The organism is Pseudomonas fluorescens group sp. PF-69 (genome assembly GCF_054481235.1).
Window position 1 is genome coordinate 925,097 of record NZ_JBTMNC010000001.1, and the last position, 16,100, is coordinate 941,196.

The 16,100-nt window shown below is 60.8% G+C and carries 13 protein-coding genes; 8 read left to right on the forward strand and 5 right to left on the reverse strand.

What is annotated here, in order from left to right; translation table 11 throughout:
• Positions 1 to 125 precede the first annotated feature (125 nt).
• The 8 genes from prmA to ACX3YF_RS04275 all read left to right on the forward strand — a co-directional run bounded on the left by prmA (position 126) and on the right by ACX3YF_RS04275 (position 10,452).
• A complete protein-coding gene (gene prmA / locus ACX3YF_RS04240) occupies positions 126 to 1,004 on the forward strand; it encodes a 50S ribosomal protein L11 methyltransferase (protein ID WP_130206410.1) in 879 nt (292 codons plus the stop codon).
• A 30-nt stretch (positions 1,005 to 1,034) separates the two neighbouring features.
• Complete coding sequence (locus ACX3YF_RS04245; RefSeq protein WP_130206408.1) at positions 1,035 to 2,261, forward strand: DUF3426 domain-containing protein; 1,227 nt, start codon at positions 1,035 to 1,037, stop codon at positions 2,259 to 2,261.
• Positions 2,262 to 2,446: 185 nt separating this feature from the next.
• Positions 2,447 to 3,457 carry a tRNA dihydrouridine synthase DusB gene (gene dusB / locus ACX3YF_RS04250; protein ID WP_056852460.1) on the forward strand — a complete coding sequence of 337 codons (1,011 nt, stop codon included), beginning with the start codon at positions 2,447 to 2,449 and terminating at the stop codon, positions 3,455 to 3,457.
• The gene (gene fis / locus ACX3YF_RS04255) at positions 3,454 to 3,774 is read left to right on the forward strand and encodes a DNA-binding transcriptional regulator Fis (protein ID WP_015093301.1); all 321 of its coding nucleotides are present in this window, start codon (positions 3,454 to 3,456) and stop codon (positions 3,772 to 3,774) included. The genes dusB and fis overlap by 4 nt, the downstream gene beginning before the upstream one ends.
• Positions 3,775 to 3,855: 81 nt before the next feature.
• Positions 3,856 to 5,463 carry a bifunctional phosphoribosylaminoimidazolecarboxamide formyltransferase/IMP cyclohydrolase gene (gene purH, locus ACX3YF_RS04260; protein ID WP_130206406.1) on the forward strand — a complete coding sequence of 536 codons (1,608 nt, stop codon included), beginning with the start codon at positions 3,856 to 3,858 and terminating at the stop codon, positions 5,461 to 5,463.
• Positions 5,464 to 5,619: 156 nt separating this feature from the next.
• Positions 5,620 to 6,915, forward strand: coding sequence for a phosphoribosylamine--glycine ligase (purD, locus tag ACX3YF_RS04265; RefSeq protein WP_047536961.1), 1,296 nt, complete (start codon positions 5,620 to 5,622; stop codon positions 6,913 to 6,915).
• Between the two features lie 99 nt (positions 6,916 to 7,014).
• On the forward strand, positions 7,015 to 9,789 hold the full coding sequence (locus tag ACX3YF_RS04270) for a hybrid sensor histidine kinase/response regulator (protein ID WP_458973450.1): 2,775 nt from the start codon (positions 7,015 to 7,017) through the stop codon (positions 9,787 to 9,789).
• Positions 9,790 to 9,855: 66 nt separating this feature from the next.
• Positions 9,856 to 10,452, forward strand: a complete 597-nt coding sequence (locus tag ACX3YF_RS04275; RefSeq protein WP_047536956.1) for a MarC family protein — start codon at positions 9,856 to 9,858, stop codon at positions 10,450 to 10,452.
• Positions 10,453 to 10,665: 213 nt separating this feature from the next.
• On the opposite strand, the gene ACX3YF_RS04280 is transcribed toward ACX3YF_RS04275, so the two are convergent.
• From ACX3YF_RS04280 to cobG, 5 genes are all read right to left on the reverse strand, one after another.
• Complete coding sequence (locus ACX3YF_RS04280; protein ID WP_458973451.1) at positions 10,666 to 11,376, reverse strand: hypothetical protein; 711 nt, start codon at positions 11,374 to 11,376, stop codon at positions 10,666 to 10,668.
• 227 nt (positions 11,377 to 11,603) lie between these two features.
• Positions 11,604 to 13,313 (reverse strand): precorrin-3B C(17)-methyltransferase, encoded by a 1,710-nt coding sequence (gene cobJ / locus ACX3YF_RS04285; protein ID WP_130206402.1) that lies wholly within the window; start codon positions 13,311 to 13,313, stop codon positions 11,604 to 11,606.
• A complete protein-coding gene (locus tag ACX3YF_RS04290) occupies positions 13,313 to 14,044 on the reverse strand; it encodes a precorrin-2 C(20)-methyltransferase (protein ID WP_189340373.1) in 732 nt (243 codons plus the stop codon). The genes cobJ and ACX3YF_RS04290 overlap by 1 nt, the downstream gene beginning before the upstream one ends.
• Positions 14,044 to 14,670, reverse strand: coding sequence for a precorrin-8X methylmutase (locus ACX3YF_RS04295; RefSeq protein WP_047536952.1), 627 nt, complete (start codon positions 14,668 to 14,670; stop codon positions 14,044 to 14,046). The genes ACX3YF_RS04290 and ACX3YF_RS04295 overlap by 1 nt, the downstream gene beginning before the upstream one ends.
• A complete protein-coding gene (gene cobG, locus ACX3YF_RS04300; protein ID WP_458973452.1) occupies positions 14,663 to 15,985 on the reverse strand; it encodes a precorrin-3B synthase in 1,323 nt (440 codons plus the stop codon). Before cobG ends, ACX3YF_RS04295 begins: the two co-directional genes overlap by 8 nt.
• Between the last annotated feature and the right edge of the window lie 115 nt (positions 15,986 to 16,100).

Genomic DNA, 16,100 nt, shown 5'->3' on the forward strand with positions numbered 1-16,100 from the left:
GCGCGCACGGGGTATGTGTTGATGCTCGGACCAACCCACTCCCACAAAACCCCCGCGCTCGCGTAAACTTGCGCGCTTCTCGCAGCCCGCTAGGCTGCAATCAATACTTTTCAAAGGTGCCCGCCATGCCTTGGCTGCAAGTCCGTCTCGCCATCAGCCCAGAACAAGCCGAAACCTACGAAGACGCTTTCCTTGAAGTGGGCGCCGTGTCGGTGACCTTCATGGACGCCGAAGATCAGCCGATCTTCGAGCCGGAACTCAATACCACGCCACTGTGGTCGCACACCCACCTGCTGGCCCTGTTCGAAGGCGGCACCGAAGCTGGCCCGGTACTGGCCCATCTGGAACTGCTGACCGGCAGCCCATTGCCCGAGCACCACAGCGAAGTGATCGAAGACCAGGACTGGGAACGCAGCTGGATGGATAACTTCCAGCCGATGCGTTTTGGCCAGCGCCTGTGGATCGTGCCGAGCTGGCACGCCGCCCCCGAGCCTGAGGCGGTCAACCTGTTGCTGGACCCGGGCCTGGCGTTCGGCACCGGTACCCACCCCACCACCGCGCTGTGCCTGGAATGGCTCGACGGCCAGGACCTGAAAGGTTGCAATGTGCTGGACTTCGGCTGTGGCTCGGGGATTCTGGCGATTGCCGCCCTCCTGCTGGGTGCAAAGGAAGCCGTGGGCACCGACATCGACGTTCAGGCGCTGGAAGCTTCCCGCGACAACGCCGGACGCAACAATATTGCCGAAGAGCTCTTCCCGCTGTATCTGCCGGAAGATTTGCCGCAGGTTCAGGCCGACGTGCTGGTTGCCAACATTCTCGCCGGCCCGCTGGTGTCCCTGGCACCGCAGCTGTCCGGACTGGTCAAGACGGGCGGTCGCCTGGCGCTGTCGGGCATCCTCGCCGAGCAAGGCGAAGAAGTCGCCGCCGCCTATGCCAAGGACTTCGACCTGGATCCGATCGCCAATCGCGATGGCTGGGTGCGCATCACCGGTCGTCGGCGCTAGAATGAGCCTCTGCATAATCCGGATCGCCGCATGACCGACAGCTTCGTCACTCAGTGCCCGCATTGCCAAACCAGCTTCCGCGTCAGCCATGCTCAGTTGAGCGTGGCTCGCGGCGTTGTTCGCTGCGGCTCATGCCTGCAGGTGTTCAATGCCGCCAAGCAGTTGCTTGAGCAGGCCGGCAAGGAGCCTGTCGCACCGGTCGTCCCGGCCACCGTCGAAGCACCGCCACCCGCAGAACCGCGCGCCATCAGCCAAAAACAATGGACAGCCGCCGAGCTGGACCTCGACAGCCTCGACCTCGACGAAGAACTGGCCCGACTCGAGCAGCGGGAAATCCAGCCGACCACGGAGTTCACCCGGCATCGCGAAGACACGCTCAGCGCCCGTCGCGACACCGCCGAGACCGAAGAGCCCTGGTCCGACAGCCTGTTCAGCGAATCGGCTGCCGATCGCGCCCAGACCGAAGAAGAGGATTTGCCGGAACCGGAGCAGGTCCCGAACAAACCCTCGCGCACCGAACCTTCACTGTCCCTGGAGCCCGTAGAACCGGAGGACGAAGCAACACCGCCACAACTGCGCCTGCACGACCCGCTCGACACACCGGTTCATCATGAACGCCTGTCGGCCACTGCAAGCGACGAACATGACGACGACCTGCCCTCGATCGAGCCATTGCGCAAGCGACGCGAACGCAGTGAACCCGGCGTGCGCACCGACGTGTTGCAAGACCTGACCGATGATCCGCTGCAACTCGACTGGCAAAAACGTCGCTCCCCGTGGGGTCGCCGACTCTTCTGGCTACTGCTGATCGTGCTCGGCGCCGGTGCGCTCGCCGGCCAGTACGTTGCTTACCACTTCGATGAACTGGCACGTCAGGACCAATACCGTCCGTGGTTCCAGCAACTGTGCCCGCAAATCGGCTGCACAGTGCCATCCAAAGTCGACATCGCCAAAATCAAAAGCAGCAACCTGGTGGTGCGCAGTCACCCGGAATTCAACGGCGCCCTGGTGGTCGACGCGATCATCTACAACCGCGCGCCCTTCTCCCAGCCATTCCCGTTGCTGGAACTGCGCTTTGCCGACCTCAATGGCCATCTGATCGCCAGCCGTCGCTTCAAGCCCGCCGAGTACCTGAGCGGCGACCTCGAAGGCATGGCCGAAATGCCCCCGCAAACACCGATCCACATCGCACTGGACATTCTCGATCCAGGCGCCAAAGCGGTGAACTACAGCCTCAGCTTCCACTCGCCGGAGTGAAACCGTTCACCGATCCCGAATTGACGACAACTTTCTGACTTTATCCGCCCGGACCAAACCGCTGGCGATAACGGAATAACTGTTCAGATTTTGTTCAATTCAGCCTTTATCCAGTCATCGAGAGCGGGTATCATGCCAACCCTTTTTCGAACTCTCATGATCCGGCCCCACAACAGGGAAGTCCTATGTCGGCGGTACGCATCGGCCCATACACATTACACAACGGCTTGATTCTCGCCCCCATGGCGGGCGTCACTGACCAACCCTTTCGTCAGCTGTGCAAGCGACTGGGCGCGGGGCTAGTAGTCTCGGAAATGGTCACCAGCGACATGAGCTTGTGGAACACCCGCAAGTCGCGCATGCGCATGATCCACGAAGGTGATCCCGAGCCACGCTCGGTACAGATCGCCGGTGGTGACGCACAGATGCTGGCGGATGCGGCCCGGGCCAACGTCGAGCTGGGCGCACAGATTATTGATATCAACATGGGCTGTCCGGCAAAAAAAGTCTGCAACAAGGCTGCCGGCTCCGCCCTGTTGAAGGATGAGGCATTGGTTACCGAGATCCTGCAGGCCGTCGTGGCTGCGGTTGATGTGCCGGTGACCCTGAAGATCCGTACCGGCTGGGACCGGGACAACAAGAACGGCCTGACCGTGGCGAAGATCGCCGAGCAGGCAGGCATTACGGCGCTGGCGGTCCATGGCCGCACCCGTGCCGATCTGTACACCGGTGAAGCCGAGTACGACACCATCGCCGCGATCAAGCAGGCGGTGTCGATGCCGGTCTTCGCCAATGGCGACATCGACTCGCCAGAGAAGGCCCGATACGTGCTTGATGCGACCGGTGCCGATGGCCTTCTGGTTGGTCGGGCTGCCCAGGGGCGGCCATGGATTTTTCGCGAGATCGACCATTTCCTGCGAACCGGCGAGAAGCTCCCGGCGCTGGAACTGATCGAAGTGGAACGCATACTGCTAGAGCATCTGGCTGCGCTTCACGCCTTCTACGGAGACGTAATGGGCGTACGCATTGCTCGAAAGCATGTGGGCTGGTATCTCGCAACCTTGCCGGGCGCCAGGGAGTTTCGCGCCCACTTCAATCGTTTGGAAGATACGGAAGCACAATGCGCCAACGTTCAGGGCTTCTTCGCCGAACGTTACAAGAGCCTGACAGGGGACGGAGAGGGGGTGGCCGCATGACGATGATGACCGAGACTTTAGTGAGTGGAACAACACCCGTGAGCGACAACGTGAATTTGAAACAGCACCTCAATACCCCGAGTGAAGAAGGCCAGACCCTTCGCGGGAGTGTCGAGAAAGCGCTGCACAATTATTTCGCCCACCTTGAGGGCGCTGCCGTCACGGATGTGTACAACCTGGTGCTCTCCGAAGTCGAGGCTCCCCTGCTCGAGTGCGTGATGAACTACGTCAAGGGCAACCAGACCAAAGCCAGCGAGATGCTCGGGCTGAACCGAGGCACGCTGCGCAAGAAACTCAAGCAGTACGATTTGCTGTAAGCATTCAATCAAACCAGAAAGGCGCCCGCGTAAAACCGGTCGCCTTTTTTGCTGACTCCTTTGCTTTTGATGGAAATTGAAATGACCGACCAGACTACCCGCCTGCCGATCCGCCGCGCCTTGATCAGCGTTTCCGACAAGACCGGGATCCTCGAATTCGCCAAAGAACTTGAAGCACTGGGCGTCGAGATCCTCTCCACCGGCGGGACGTTCAAGCTGCTGCAGGACAACGGCGTTGCCGCAGTGGAAGTCGCTGATTACACCGGCTTTGCCGAAATGATGGACGGTCGGGTGAAAACCCTGCACCCGAAAATCCACGGCGGGATCCTGGGTCGTCGCGGTATAGACGACGCCATCATGAACGAGCACGGCATCAAGCCGATCGACCTGGTAGCGGTTAACCTCTACCCGTTCGAAGCCACCATCAACAAGCCAGGCTGCGACCTGCCGACCGCGATCGAAAACATCGACATCGGCGGCCCGACCATGGTGCGTTCGGCAGCGAAGAACCACAAGGACGTGGCCATCGTGGTCAACGCCAGCGATTACGCCGGCGTCCTGGAAAACCTCAAGGCCGGTGGCCTGACCTACGCCCAGCGTTTCGACCTGATGCTCAAGGCCTTCGAGCACACCGCTGCCTATGACGGCATGATCGCCAACTACATGGGCACCGTGAACCAGGCCGCTGACACCCTCAGCACTGAAGGTCGCAGCGAATTCCCGCGCACCTTCAACAGCCAGTTCATCAAGGCCCAGGAAATGCGCTACGGCGAGAACCCGCACCAGAGCGCGGCGTTCTACGTGGAAGCCAAGCCTGCCGAAGTCGGCATCGCCACCGCGACCCAGCTGCAAGGCAAGGAACTGTCGTACAACAACGTGGCCGACACCGATGCCGCGCTGGAATGCGTGAAGAGCTTCGTCAAGCCAGCCTGCGTGATCGTCAAGCATGCCAACCCGTGTGGCGTGGCCGTCAGCCCGGACGCCGAAGGCGGTATCCGCAAGGCCTACGACCTGGCCTACGCCACCGACACCGAATCCGCTTTTGGCGGCATCATCGCGTTCAACCGCGAGCTGGATGCTGAAACCGCCAAAGCCATCGTCGAGCGCCAGTTCGTCGAAGTCATCATCGCCCCAAGCGTCAGCGAAGAAGCCCGCGCCATCGTGGCCGCCAAAGCCAACGTACGTCTGCTGGCCTGCGGCGAGTGGTCGGCTGACCGCGCGGCGGCCTGGGACTACAAACGCGTCAACGGTGGCCTGCTGGTGCAGAGCCGCGACATCGGCATGATCAGCGCCGACGACCTGAAAGTCGTGACCAAACGCGCACCGACCGAACAGGAAATCCATGACCTGATCTTCGCCTGGAAAGTCGCCAAGTACGTTAAATCCAACGCCATCGTCTACGCCAAGAACCGTCAGACCATCGGTGTCGGCGCTGGCCAGATGAGCCGCGTGAACTCGGCACGTATCGCCGCGATCAAGGCAGAACATGCCGGCCTGCAGGTAGCGGGTTCGGTGATGGCTTCCGACGCATTCTTCCCGTTCCGTGACGGCCTGGACAATGCGGCCAAGGCGGGCGTGACGGCTGTGATCCAGCCAGGCGGCTCGATGCGTGATGCTGAAGTGATTGCTGCGGCGGATGAAGCCGGCATCGCGATGGTGTTTACCGGCATGCGCCACTTCCGTCATTAAGTACGACGATCAAATGTGGGAGCGAGCCTGCTCGCGAAGACGGCGGCACATTCAATGGCGATGTGCCTGAAGCACCGCTTTCGCGAGCAGGCTCGCTCCCACAGAAAAGCAGCTTCAGCGCTGCCCACAGAATTAGCGTCATCCGAGGTTTTTGAAATGAATGTTTTGATCATTGGCAGCGGTGGCCGTGAACACGCCCTGGCCTGGAAAGTGGCTCAGGATCCGCGTGTGCAGAAGGTTTTCGTGGCTCCGGGCAACGCCGGCACCGCCATTGAAGCCAAGTGCGAGAACGTCGCCATCGATGTGCTGGCGCTTGAGCAACTTGCAGACTTTGCCGAGAAAAACGTTTCCCTGACCATCGTCGGCCCTGAAGTGCCGCTGGTCGCGGGTGTCGTCGATCTGTTCCGCTCCCGCGGCCTCGACTGCTTCGGCCCGACCGCCGGCGCCGCTCAGCTGGAAGGTTCGAAAGCGTTCACCAAGGACTTCCTGGCTCGCCACAAGATCCCGACCGCCGACTATCAGAACTTCACCGAGATCGAGCCGGCCCTGGCTTATCTGCGTGAAAAAGGCGCGCCAATCGTGATCAAGGCCGATGGTCTTGCCGCCGGTAAAGGCGTGATCGTGGCCATGACCCTGGCCGAAGCCGAAGACGCGGTGCGCGACATGCTGGCCGGCAACGCTTTCGGCGACGCCGGTTCCCGCGTGGTGATCGAGGAGTTCCTGGACGGCGAAGAAGCCAGCTTCATCGTCATGGTTGACGGCAAGAACGTCTTGCCGATGGCCACCAGCCAGGACCACAAACGCGTCGGTGACGGCGATACCGGCCCGAACACCGGCGGCATGGGTGCCTACTCGCCTGCTCCGGTGGTCACCAATGAAGTGCATCAGCGCGTCATGGACCTGGTGATCTGGCCGACGGTTCGCGGCATGGCCGAGGAAGGTAACGTCTACACTGGTTTCCTGTACGCCGGTCTGATGATCGACAAGGCTGGTAACCCAAAAGTGATCGAATTCAATTGCCGTTTCGGCGACCCTGAGACCCAGCCGGTCATGCTGCGCCTGCAGTCGAGCCTGGTACTGCTGGTCGAAGCAGCCCTGGCCCAGGCGCTGGACAAAGTTGAAGCGCAATGGGATCCACGTCCGAGCGTCGGTATCGTTCTGGCCGCTGGCGGCTATCCTGGTGACTATGCCAAAGGCGCGGCCATCAAGGGTCTGGATGCAGCCGCGACACTGGAAGGCAAAGTCTTCCACGCCGGTACTGCACTCAAGGACGGACAAGTCGTGACGGCCGGCGGTCGGGTGCTGTGCGCCACCGCCATGGGCGCAAGCGTCGATGCCGCTCAACAGCAGGCATACAAGCTGGCAGCCAAAATTGATTGGGAAGGCTGTTTCTATCGCAAGGACATTGGCTACCGTGCCATTGCCCGCGAGCGTGGCGAAAATCAGGAATAAGCTATCCATTCAGCCGGGCAAGGGCTTCGAGCCCTTGCCTGACTATTCCGGCGCCGCGCATAGTTATATTCTGGCATCAACCTACGAAGGGATTTCGCCGTGCGCTGGCTCAGGATTGCCATAGGTTTTACCGTCACTCTGCTGACCTTGCTCTGCATGCTTCCGGCTCAGGCCGCACAAGGCAGCGGCTGGTCCGTTTTGCTCGACGAACAGGGCGACCTGCAGCTGAGCGACATCCGTTCCACACGCTATACCAATCAATTCAGCCCTATCGAACTCGACGAGCTCACCGCCGCCGAGCCCGAAGGCGCACTCTGGCTGCGGTTCCGGCTTGCTCCCGGCAAGCATGAACAGTTGCTCCGGGTGTTCGCACCCGATTTGTTGCACCTCAATATGTATGTGCTGGACGGCGACAAGCTGATCGAGCAATCGAAGACAGGCAGCGAACAAACCAGTACCGATCGACCTTTGCCCAGCAGCGACCTGATGCTGCCGTTGCCGCAAAGCGACAAGCCTCTCGATGTTTACCTGCGGCTGGTTTCCGAACACCAGCTACGCCCTTACATCACCTTGCAATCAGCGGTCATGACCGCAGCCAACCAGAGCCAGACGCTGATCTACGGCCTGCTGTTGGGCTGCATTGGCATGCTGATCCTGCACAACCTCATCCGTTACGCCTACACCCACTCACGCAGCAGCCTGTGGCTGGCGGCATCCGAAGGCTGCCTGATGCTCAGCCTGGTCCTGCTGTTGAATCTGGCCGGCCCCTGGCTTGCGGAGTGGCAAGCGGTGCAAACCCCAGGCGCGTACCTCGCCTTGTTGCTGACGGCACCCTGCGGCCTGATGTTCGCGCTACGCTTCTTCGCCCCCCTCGGTTTCCACCCGCTGAACAAAGTGATCGTGGGCGAAATTCTGTTGATCACGATCTCAGGGTTGCTACTGCTGTTCGTCAACACGTTGCCGTTGAACTTCATCACCTACGGACTGGTGGCCCTTGCAGGCTTGACGATGCTGTTCGTCAGCGCCTTCCACTGGCAGAAAGGCTATCGCCCGGCGCGGCTGTTCGTGGCCGCCATGGTGGTGTTCAACCTCGGCATACTGATCATCCTGCCTGCCCTGCTGGGGCTGACCCACATCGAACCCCATGGCCTGATCACCACCCTGCTGGCATTCATTTGCATCAGCGGCCTGCTGATGAGCATCGCCTTGAGCGAGCGCCAGCGCAGCATCACCGAAGACCGCTTCAGCATCAGTCGCGACCTGGCCGCCAGCAACGCCGAAATCAACGCCAAGGCTGAATTTCTGGCGAAGATCAGCCATGAGATCCGCACCCCGATGAACGGCGTACTGGGGATGACCGAGCTGTTGCTGGGCACGCCACTCTCGGTCAAGCAGCGCGACTACGTGCAGACGATCCATAGCGCCGGCAACGAACTGCTGACGCTGATCAACGAAATTCTCGACATCTCCAAGCTCGAATCCGGACAGATCGAACTGGACGATGTGCAGTTCGACCTCAACGCCCTGATCGAAGACTGCCTGAGCATCTTCCGCGCCAAGGCCGAACAGCAGAACGTCGAATTGATCAGCTTCATCCAGCCGCAAGTGCCACGGGTCATCAGCGGTGATCCGACACGTTTGCGCCAGACCCTGTTGAGCCTGGTTGAAAACGCCCTTAAAAAATCCGATGAAGGCGAAATCCTGATCGTCGTCGCGCTCGACGAACGAAGCCCCAAACCGCGCCTGCGCATTGCCGTGCAGGACAGCGGCGAGCCTATGGACGCTGAAGAGCGCGACGCGCTGATGCACGCCGAATTGCACAGCAAGCATTTCCTCTCGACCAACCGGCTGGGCGGCAATCTGGGCCTTGTCATCGCCCGTCAGTTGATTCGCCTGATGCACGGCGAGTTCGGCATCAAGAGTGGCAACAACCAGGGCAGCACACTGTGGTTGACCTTGCCGCTGGACCCTGACCGTCTCGAACACCCGACTTCCGACCTCGACGGTCCGTTGCAGGGCGCACGGGTGTTGGTGGTGGACGACAACGACACCTGCCGCAAAGTGCTGGTGCAGCAATGCAGCGCCTGGGGCCTGAACGTCAGCGCCGTACCCTCCGGCAAGGAGGCGCTGGCATTACTGCGCACCAAGGCGCACCTGCGCGACTACTTCGACGTGGTCCTGCTGGACCAGAACATGCCCGGCATGACCGGCATGCAACTGGCCGCCAAGATCAAGGAAGACCCGAGCCTGAACCACGACATCCTGTTGATCATGCTCACCGGCATCAGCAATGCGCCGAGCAAGATCATCGCACGCAACTCCGGAATCAAGCGCATCCTCGCCAAACCCGTGGCCGGTTACACCCTCAAGACAACCCTGGCCGACGAGTTGACCCAGCGCAACAAGGGCCTCGCCGTGATGCAGCAGCCATTGGGTCCACCTCTGCCGATCAAGGTCCCCAGCGACTTCCGCATTCTGGTGGCCGAAGACAACAGCATCTCGACCAAGGTCATCCGCGGCATGTTGGGCAAGCTCAACCTGCAACCGGACACCGCCAGCAATGGCGAAGAAGCCCTCCAGGCCATGAAGGCCCAGCGTTATGACCTGGTACTGATGGATTGCGAGATGCCGGTCCTCGATGGCTTCTCGGCCACCCAGCAATTGCGTGCCTGGGAAGTCGGCAACCAGCGCACTCGCACCCCCGTGGTGGCATTGACCGCGCACATTCTCGCCGAGCACAAGGAGCGCGCGCGCCACGCCGGCATGGACGGACACATGGCCAAACCCGTCGAATTGTCGCAACTGCGCGAACTGATCGAACACTGGGTTGCCCAGCGTGATCAGCAAAACCGCGCCACGACCCCAACGTCCTGAGCCGACAGACCCGGCAACGCCTGATAGACTCCCCTCCTCGACTTCCCTCGCCAGTGAGCCTGCACCATGCTTCACGTGTTGTTCAGTGTTTACCTGAAGATGCTGGTGCTCTACAGCCCGTTCTTCGTATTGTCCTGCTTCATCAGTCTGACCCGCGGTTACTCGCGCAAGGAACAGCGTCGCCTGGCCTGGAAAGTGGCAATCGCCACGCTGGTTTCAAGCGTCTTGCTGTACCTGTTCGGGAGAGTGATTTTCAGCGTCTTCGGCATCACTGTGGATGCGTTCCGCATCGGTGCCGGTAGCGTGCTGTTCATCTCGGCACTCGGCATGGCGCAAGGCAAGTCGGCAGTGCAAACCGACAACGTGCAACAGGACGTGACCATCGTCCCGCTGACCATCCCGCTTACGGTCGGCCCCGGCACCATCGGTGCCTTGCTGGTCATGGGTGTGAGCCAGCCGCACTGGGACGACAAGCTCACCGCAATCCTCAGTATTGCCCTGGCCAGTTTCACGGTCGGCGTGGTGCTGTACCTGGCCAATCATATCGAGCGCATTCTTGGCGACCAGGGATTGCAGATCGTCAGCCGATTGATGGGGTTGTTCGTGTGTGCGTTGGCGGCGCAGATTATTTTCACCGGGGTCAAGGGCTATCTGATTCCTTGACCGGCACCGCCCTCTCCGAGACTTCACTCGGAAGGGATAACTCCAGCATCAATCAACGAACCAATTTTCAGACGGGCCAGAGGCAGCAGACGCCTCTGACCCTTTCGTGTTACTTGCGACGCCTGAAACGCTTGACCAAAATTTCCTTTCGATGCTCGCCAAGATACTCTTCGATGTCCGCCCTTATTTCCGCATATCGGGCAGGATTGAAGGTTACGTACGACTTCCCGTGAAAAATATCCAGCGAGGAAGTTTTCCAGTCGACAAACAGCACCCCCCCTCACGGCCTCCACCTTGATGATCAACAGCGGCTATCGCAACCAGAATAATTCCATTCGACATTTGTTCGCAGGGAATCGTGGACAAGCGTACGCCTTCAGCACTCTTCGCCCCTATATTCAGCAAGTTGATGGCTTCAGGCTCTTTCTTTAGGGCGTCCAATGTAGAGTTCGCGACCGCACTAAGCACCGCGGCGCCTGGCAAGGCAGCCTTGGCCGCCTCAACGGCAGCCCGGACAATATCAACCATGACATTATCGATTTCCAGCTTCAGCGAAGTTGCGCTGTATTTCGAGTAACCTTTATCTGGAACAAAACATCCCAGATCTTCCATGCACGTCGTAAAGGCGTGATACCAAGCCTTGGGATCTTTATTCCCTGGAACTTCGTAACTGGCCTCCATTTTCGACATGGTGATCAAGTTTTCGATAATCGCCATGTTCTCAATGCTTATCTTGTCACCATAGCCAATCAGGCTATTGCCGAGCACCAGCGCATCCAGCTCTTTTGTTGGACCCGTTGCAACCGTCGACGGCACCGACCTTTTCAGCCGGTTGCCTGCCCCGGCCTTTTTGCGCCTTTCAACGCGCGCCCTTACCAAATTGATACTGTCAGAAACGCTTAAAGAACTTTCAAATTCACTCACAATAATATCCTTTTATTTATTAAACACCGCTCCCTCCCGGAGCGAATCAAATCTAACTCGACCCAACTCAACCAACAACCACAACTAAATACAACTTATGTAGCGTGCACAAAACAATCATGCACACAATTACGACCACAACAAAAAGTGCACGAAACCAACCGGACCGCCACCGAACAATAGTTCGGGCGATCCGGGGTTATTCGATACAAAAAATGAAGCAGTTACTATCGGGCGGGATTGAGCTTATCGCCGTAGCTACGTGGCGTGTACACCCAGGTACTACCGTCCGGGCGAGGAATCACACGAGTCGTCGACGAGCCAATGAGCACCATCGTTCGCATGTCCACCTGATCGGCAGTCAATTGCCCGAGTGTCGTCACCCGCAAGGTCTGACCCGGGCGACCGATATCACGCCCCAGCACGACTGGCGTTTCAGCTGTGCGATGCCTGGCGACGATGTCCAGCGCCTGCCCCAGCTGCCACGGGCGCGAGCGCGAGATCGGGTTGTAGAACGCCAGGGCCAGGTCCGCCTGGGCCGACAGATCCAGGCGCTTTTCGATGATCGACCAGGGCTTGAGGTTGTCCGACAGCGACAACACGCAGAAGTCATGACCCAGCGGTGCGCCTGCTTGTGCGGCAGTTGCCAGCGACGCGGAAACGCCCGGCAGGATCTCGAGATCGACGTTGTGCCAATGGACGTCCGTGGACTCGTCGAGCGCTTCCAGCACGGCGGCAGCCATGGCAAAGACACCCGGATCGCCAGACGACACCACCACCACAGACCGCCCTTGGGCCGCCAGTTCAAAAGCATGGCGCGCACGCTGCATTTCTTCACGGTTGTCGGTGCAATGCAGCACTTGATCAGCCCGGAATGGCCCGGCCATGCGTACGTAGGTTTCGTAACCCAACACATCATTGGCGCGAGCCAGTTCGGCCTTCACCGCCGGGACCATCAGCTCGGCCGCACCGGGCCCCAGACCGATCACTGCCAGGCGCCCGCGAGGTCGGCCGATCTGCAGCGGGTCCACTGGCTGTTCGGCGACCGCTACGCTGACGGTTTCATCGCCAGCGATGGAAACAGCCTGCCCGATGGCATCGCGGGCCAGCTCGCCGAGCGTTCCAACCGCGCTGGAAAAACGCAGGGGTACGCCCAATTCGAGTGCGGCTTCACGCAGAGCCGGGTCAGCCATTTCCGTGTCGGCAGCCAACAGGCAGGCCAGCGATTGCCGGGCAATATTGGCCTGATGCAAAACATCACCAATCACCTTCGGCAAATCCGCAACGCCGGGTCTTACCGCGACCACCACGCAACGCGGATAGATCAGCAGCTCATTGGCCGCAACCGCTCGCTCGGCATGGCCGACATGAACGGTCAACCGCGCCTGCTCATCCTCAGGCAACTGCGCCTGCGCCAGCCAGGGCGCCGAACCTTCGATGCGCACCGTTTCACCGGCCAGCAAATCGGAGACGAAACGCTTGCCCAGCTCCAGGTCGCCCAAGGCATAACCGCTGGGTGGATTGAGCAGGCAAGTGCCAAAACGCAGTTCGCCACTGGTGGTGATCGCAGGCGCCACCTCGAGATGAGCGGCGATCTCTCGCGCCAACACGTTCACCCCCCCCAGGCCGCCGAGCAGCGGCACCACTGCGCTGCCGTCTTCGGCCACGGCCAGCACCGGCGGCTCGCTGCCCTTTTCCAGTAGCAGCGGCGCCAGTGTGCGAATCACGATCCCGGCCGCGCACAATGCAATGATCGGCGTGTCTTGCCGATATAGATCGCGCAACGTCGCACCGAACTCACGATAGAGACAGTCCGCACCCTCAACCCGTTCGGCCAGACCGTAGATCAGCGCATCCGGGTAGAGTTGTTGAATCTTGCGCGCGGTCGCAAGGCTGCCATTGCCGAGTATGACAATCGCCGGAACTGGACGGGGCATCAGCCTTGCCACCTTTCGCCGGGAACGATGATCAGCGAGAAATACGGCGAAGACATCGGCTCGACCTCATCCAGCGGCACGATTTTCTGATTGGCCATGGTCGCGCGCTCGACGTACAGCGCGCGCTCGGCCAGCCCGAGCTCTTCCAGAACCTGGCGGACCTTGGGGAAGTTGCGCCCCAGCTTCATGATCACCGCCGCGTCTGCATCGGCCAGGCGACGCTTGAGCTCATCGTGCGGCAATACACCGGACAACACCGACAGGCTCTGATTGCGATACACCAGCGGCGCCCCGAGTACCGAAGCACCGCCGAGCATCGAGCACACGCCCGGCACGACTTCGGCGTCATAGCGGTCGGCCAGGCGATCGTGCAGGTACATGTAAGAGCCGTAGAAGAACGGATCACCTTCGCAGATCACCGCCACGTCCCGACCGGCATCCAGGTGCGCGGCCAGTTGTTCGCCAGCGGTATCGTAGAAATCGCTGATCACTTGCTCATACGACAGCGGCGCGGGCAGTGCCTCGGTGGTCACCGGGTAAACCAGCGGCAGCAGGGTTTGTGCATCCTGCAAATGGGCCTCGATGATGCCGAAGGCGTTGCCCTTTTTTCCCTTGGCGACGAAGTACGCCACCACCGGCGATTCACGCAACAGGCGCAGGGCTTTGACGGTAATCAGTTCAGGATCACCCGGGCCGACGCCGAGGCCGATCAAACGTCCTGGTTGCTGCATCATTCGATCTCCGTGGCGAGGGCATTGACGGCGGCCGCGGCCATGGCGCTACCGCCCAGCCGGCCTTGCATGATGACGAAGGGCACGCCACGGCTGTCGGCGGCAAGCGCTGCCTTCGATTCGGCGGCCCCGACGAAGCCCACCGGGAAGCCAAGGATCAGCGCCGGTTTCGGTGCCCCGGCGTCGAGCATTTCCAGCAGATAGAACAGCGCGGTCGGCGCATTACCGATCACCACCACGCTGCCCTCCAGATGCGGGCGCCACAACTCCAGCGCGGCGGCGGAGCGGGTGTTGCCCAACTCACGGGCCAGCTCAGGCACGCTTTCATCGCGCAGGGTGCAAATCACCGGGTTGTTCGCCGGCAAGCGCGCGCGGGTCACGCCTTCGGAGACCATCCGCGCATCACACAGGATCGGCGCACCGGCCGCCAGCGCATCGCGTCCGGCCTTGCCCGCGCCTTCGGAAAACTGCAAACCGTCGATGGCATCGACCATCCCGCAGGCGTGAATCACCCTCACCGCGAGTTTTTCCAGATCGGCCGGGATTCGCGCGAGGTTGGCCTCGGCGCGAATGATCGCGAAGGAATTGCGATAGATCTCCTGACCGTCGCGGATGTAATCAAGCATCTAGGGGGCTCCGTGAGCGGGCGTCGAGCAAGGCGCCGACCGCGTCGATAGTAAGGTTGCGTGCGTGCAGGGCGCCGAATCCCGGCTGCGCTGCATCGCGAAAATAGAGGTCGTAATGACCGGGAGAAACGGCCAGCAAAGTGACCGGAGCAATATGCGCGGCAGCACAGGATCGTGAGCAACCGCTCAAGTGCACCTTCAATGCATGCCCATGGCGTTGCAGCAAAGCAGCCAGTTGCAACGCGTCCGCCTTGGTGTCGGCCAGGCCTTTGCCGCAGCCGCTGGATCCGGTACAGGCGATCAACCGGGACAATGGCTGAGCGTTTCCGCATAGCAAGCCCAATGACTCCAGGCGCCGAATGACTTCAGCGGCGTTTTCCTCATGGATATTGGGCAACAGCAAACTCTGCCAAGGGGTGAAACGCAGGCTCGAATCGCCGAACGCTTGCGCCAGTTGCGACGCGCCTCGGAGCATATCCGGGGTCAGTCGGCCCAGCGGCGGCACGGCGCCGATGTACACCAGGCTCGCCTGTGCCTGTGGGTGCGCGCCAATGTGCAGAAAGTCCGGGCTCACGCGGCGTTGCCAGCCAACAACGGGGTTGATTGGCAACTGCGCCTGCAGCCGGGCGAGGAACGTGGCGACCGGGTATTCGGCCAACAAGTGGCGCATTCGCGTCTGATCCGGTCGTGCGAGTTCAAGAAACAACTCCAGCACCGCCACCACCAATGCGTGACCATCGTCCAGCCTCACCGCACCGAGCGCAGCCTCCATGGGGGTGCCGGCCAGGCCGAAGACGAGCCAATGGGTGCCATCCTGCTTTGTCGCGCTCAGCCACAGATCATGCGGGTGTTCCAGCATCGCCAGCGCTTCGCCGCCATCGATTTGCACGGCAAACTTGGCGCTCAGATCGTGGAAGCGCGCATGAGTTTGCAGCGTGTCCAGCACCTGTTCCGCCAGTGCGCGGGTGTCGAACAACATCTGAGGGTCTATCCCGGCAGCCGGGCTGAGCATCAGATTGCGGACATCATCGCCCTCGGCATGCCTCGGCCCCAATCCAGCGGCGAGCAAGCTGTCGATCAACGCCGCCGTTTCGCTGCCAATCCCGCGAATCTGCAGGTTGGCACGGTTGGTCGCCTCGATCACCCCAGCGGCATATCGTTCGGCGCCCTCTGCCACGGTGATCGCCTGCCGGGCCTTGATCGAGCCACCGCTGAGTTTGATCCGGCAGATACCACCGTCCAATGCCTGGACGACCCGCAACAACCCGGGACAGGCCGAAGGGCGCAAAAGGGTGGATTTCTGATGTGGATTCACAGGATGACCGGTACGAAATGAAGGGCAGCATTATGCCTGCTTTGTCTGGCCGGATGAAAAGCCCGCGCAGATTGACGACGAAAAGCGATCCCGGGGCCGCTTTGCGCTGTTCGAG

Bases quoted from the DNA above. Each gene is read 5' to 3' on its own strand.
- ACX3YF_RS04245 (WP_130206408.1), top strand. From the start codon at position 1,035: ATGACCGACAGCTTCGTCACTCAGTGCCCGCATTGCCAAACCAGCTTC.
- prmA (WP_130206410.1), top strand. From the start codon at position 126: ATGCCTTGGCTGCAAGTCCGTCTCGCCATCAGCCCAGAACAAGCCGAA.
- ACX3YF_RS04295 (WP_047536952.1), bottom strand. From the start codon at position 14,670: ATGCTTGATTACATCCGCGACGGTCAGGAGATCTATCGCAATTCCTTC.
- purH (WP_130206406.1), top strand. From the start codon at position 3,856: ATGACCGACCAGACTACCCGCCTGCCGATCCGCCGCGCCTTGATCAGC.
- ACX3YF_RS04275 (WP_047536956.1), top strand. From the start codon at position 9,856: ATGCTTCACGTGTTGTTCAGTGTTTACCTGAAGATGCTGGTGCTCTAC.
- ACX3YF_RS04290 (WP_189340373.1), bottom strand. From the start codon at position 14,044: ATGCAGCAACCAGGACGTTTGATCGGCCTCGGCGTCGGCCCGGGTGAT.
- fis (WP_015093301.1), top strand. From the start codon at position 3,454: ATGACGATGATGACCGAGACTTTAGTGAGTGGAACAACACCCGTGAGC.
- purD (WP_047536961.1), top strand. From the start codon at position 5,620: ATGAATGTTTTGATCATTGGCAGCGGTGGCCGTGAACACGCCCTGGCC.
- cobJ (WP_130206402.1), bottom strand. From the start codon at position 13,313: ATGCCCCGTCCAGTTCCGGCGATTGTCATACTCGGCAATGGCAGCCTT.
- dusB (WP_056852460.1), top strand. From the start codon at position 2,447: ATGTCGGCGGTACGCATCGGCCCATACACATTACACAACGGCTTGATT.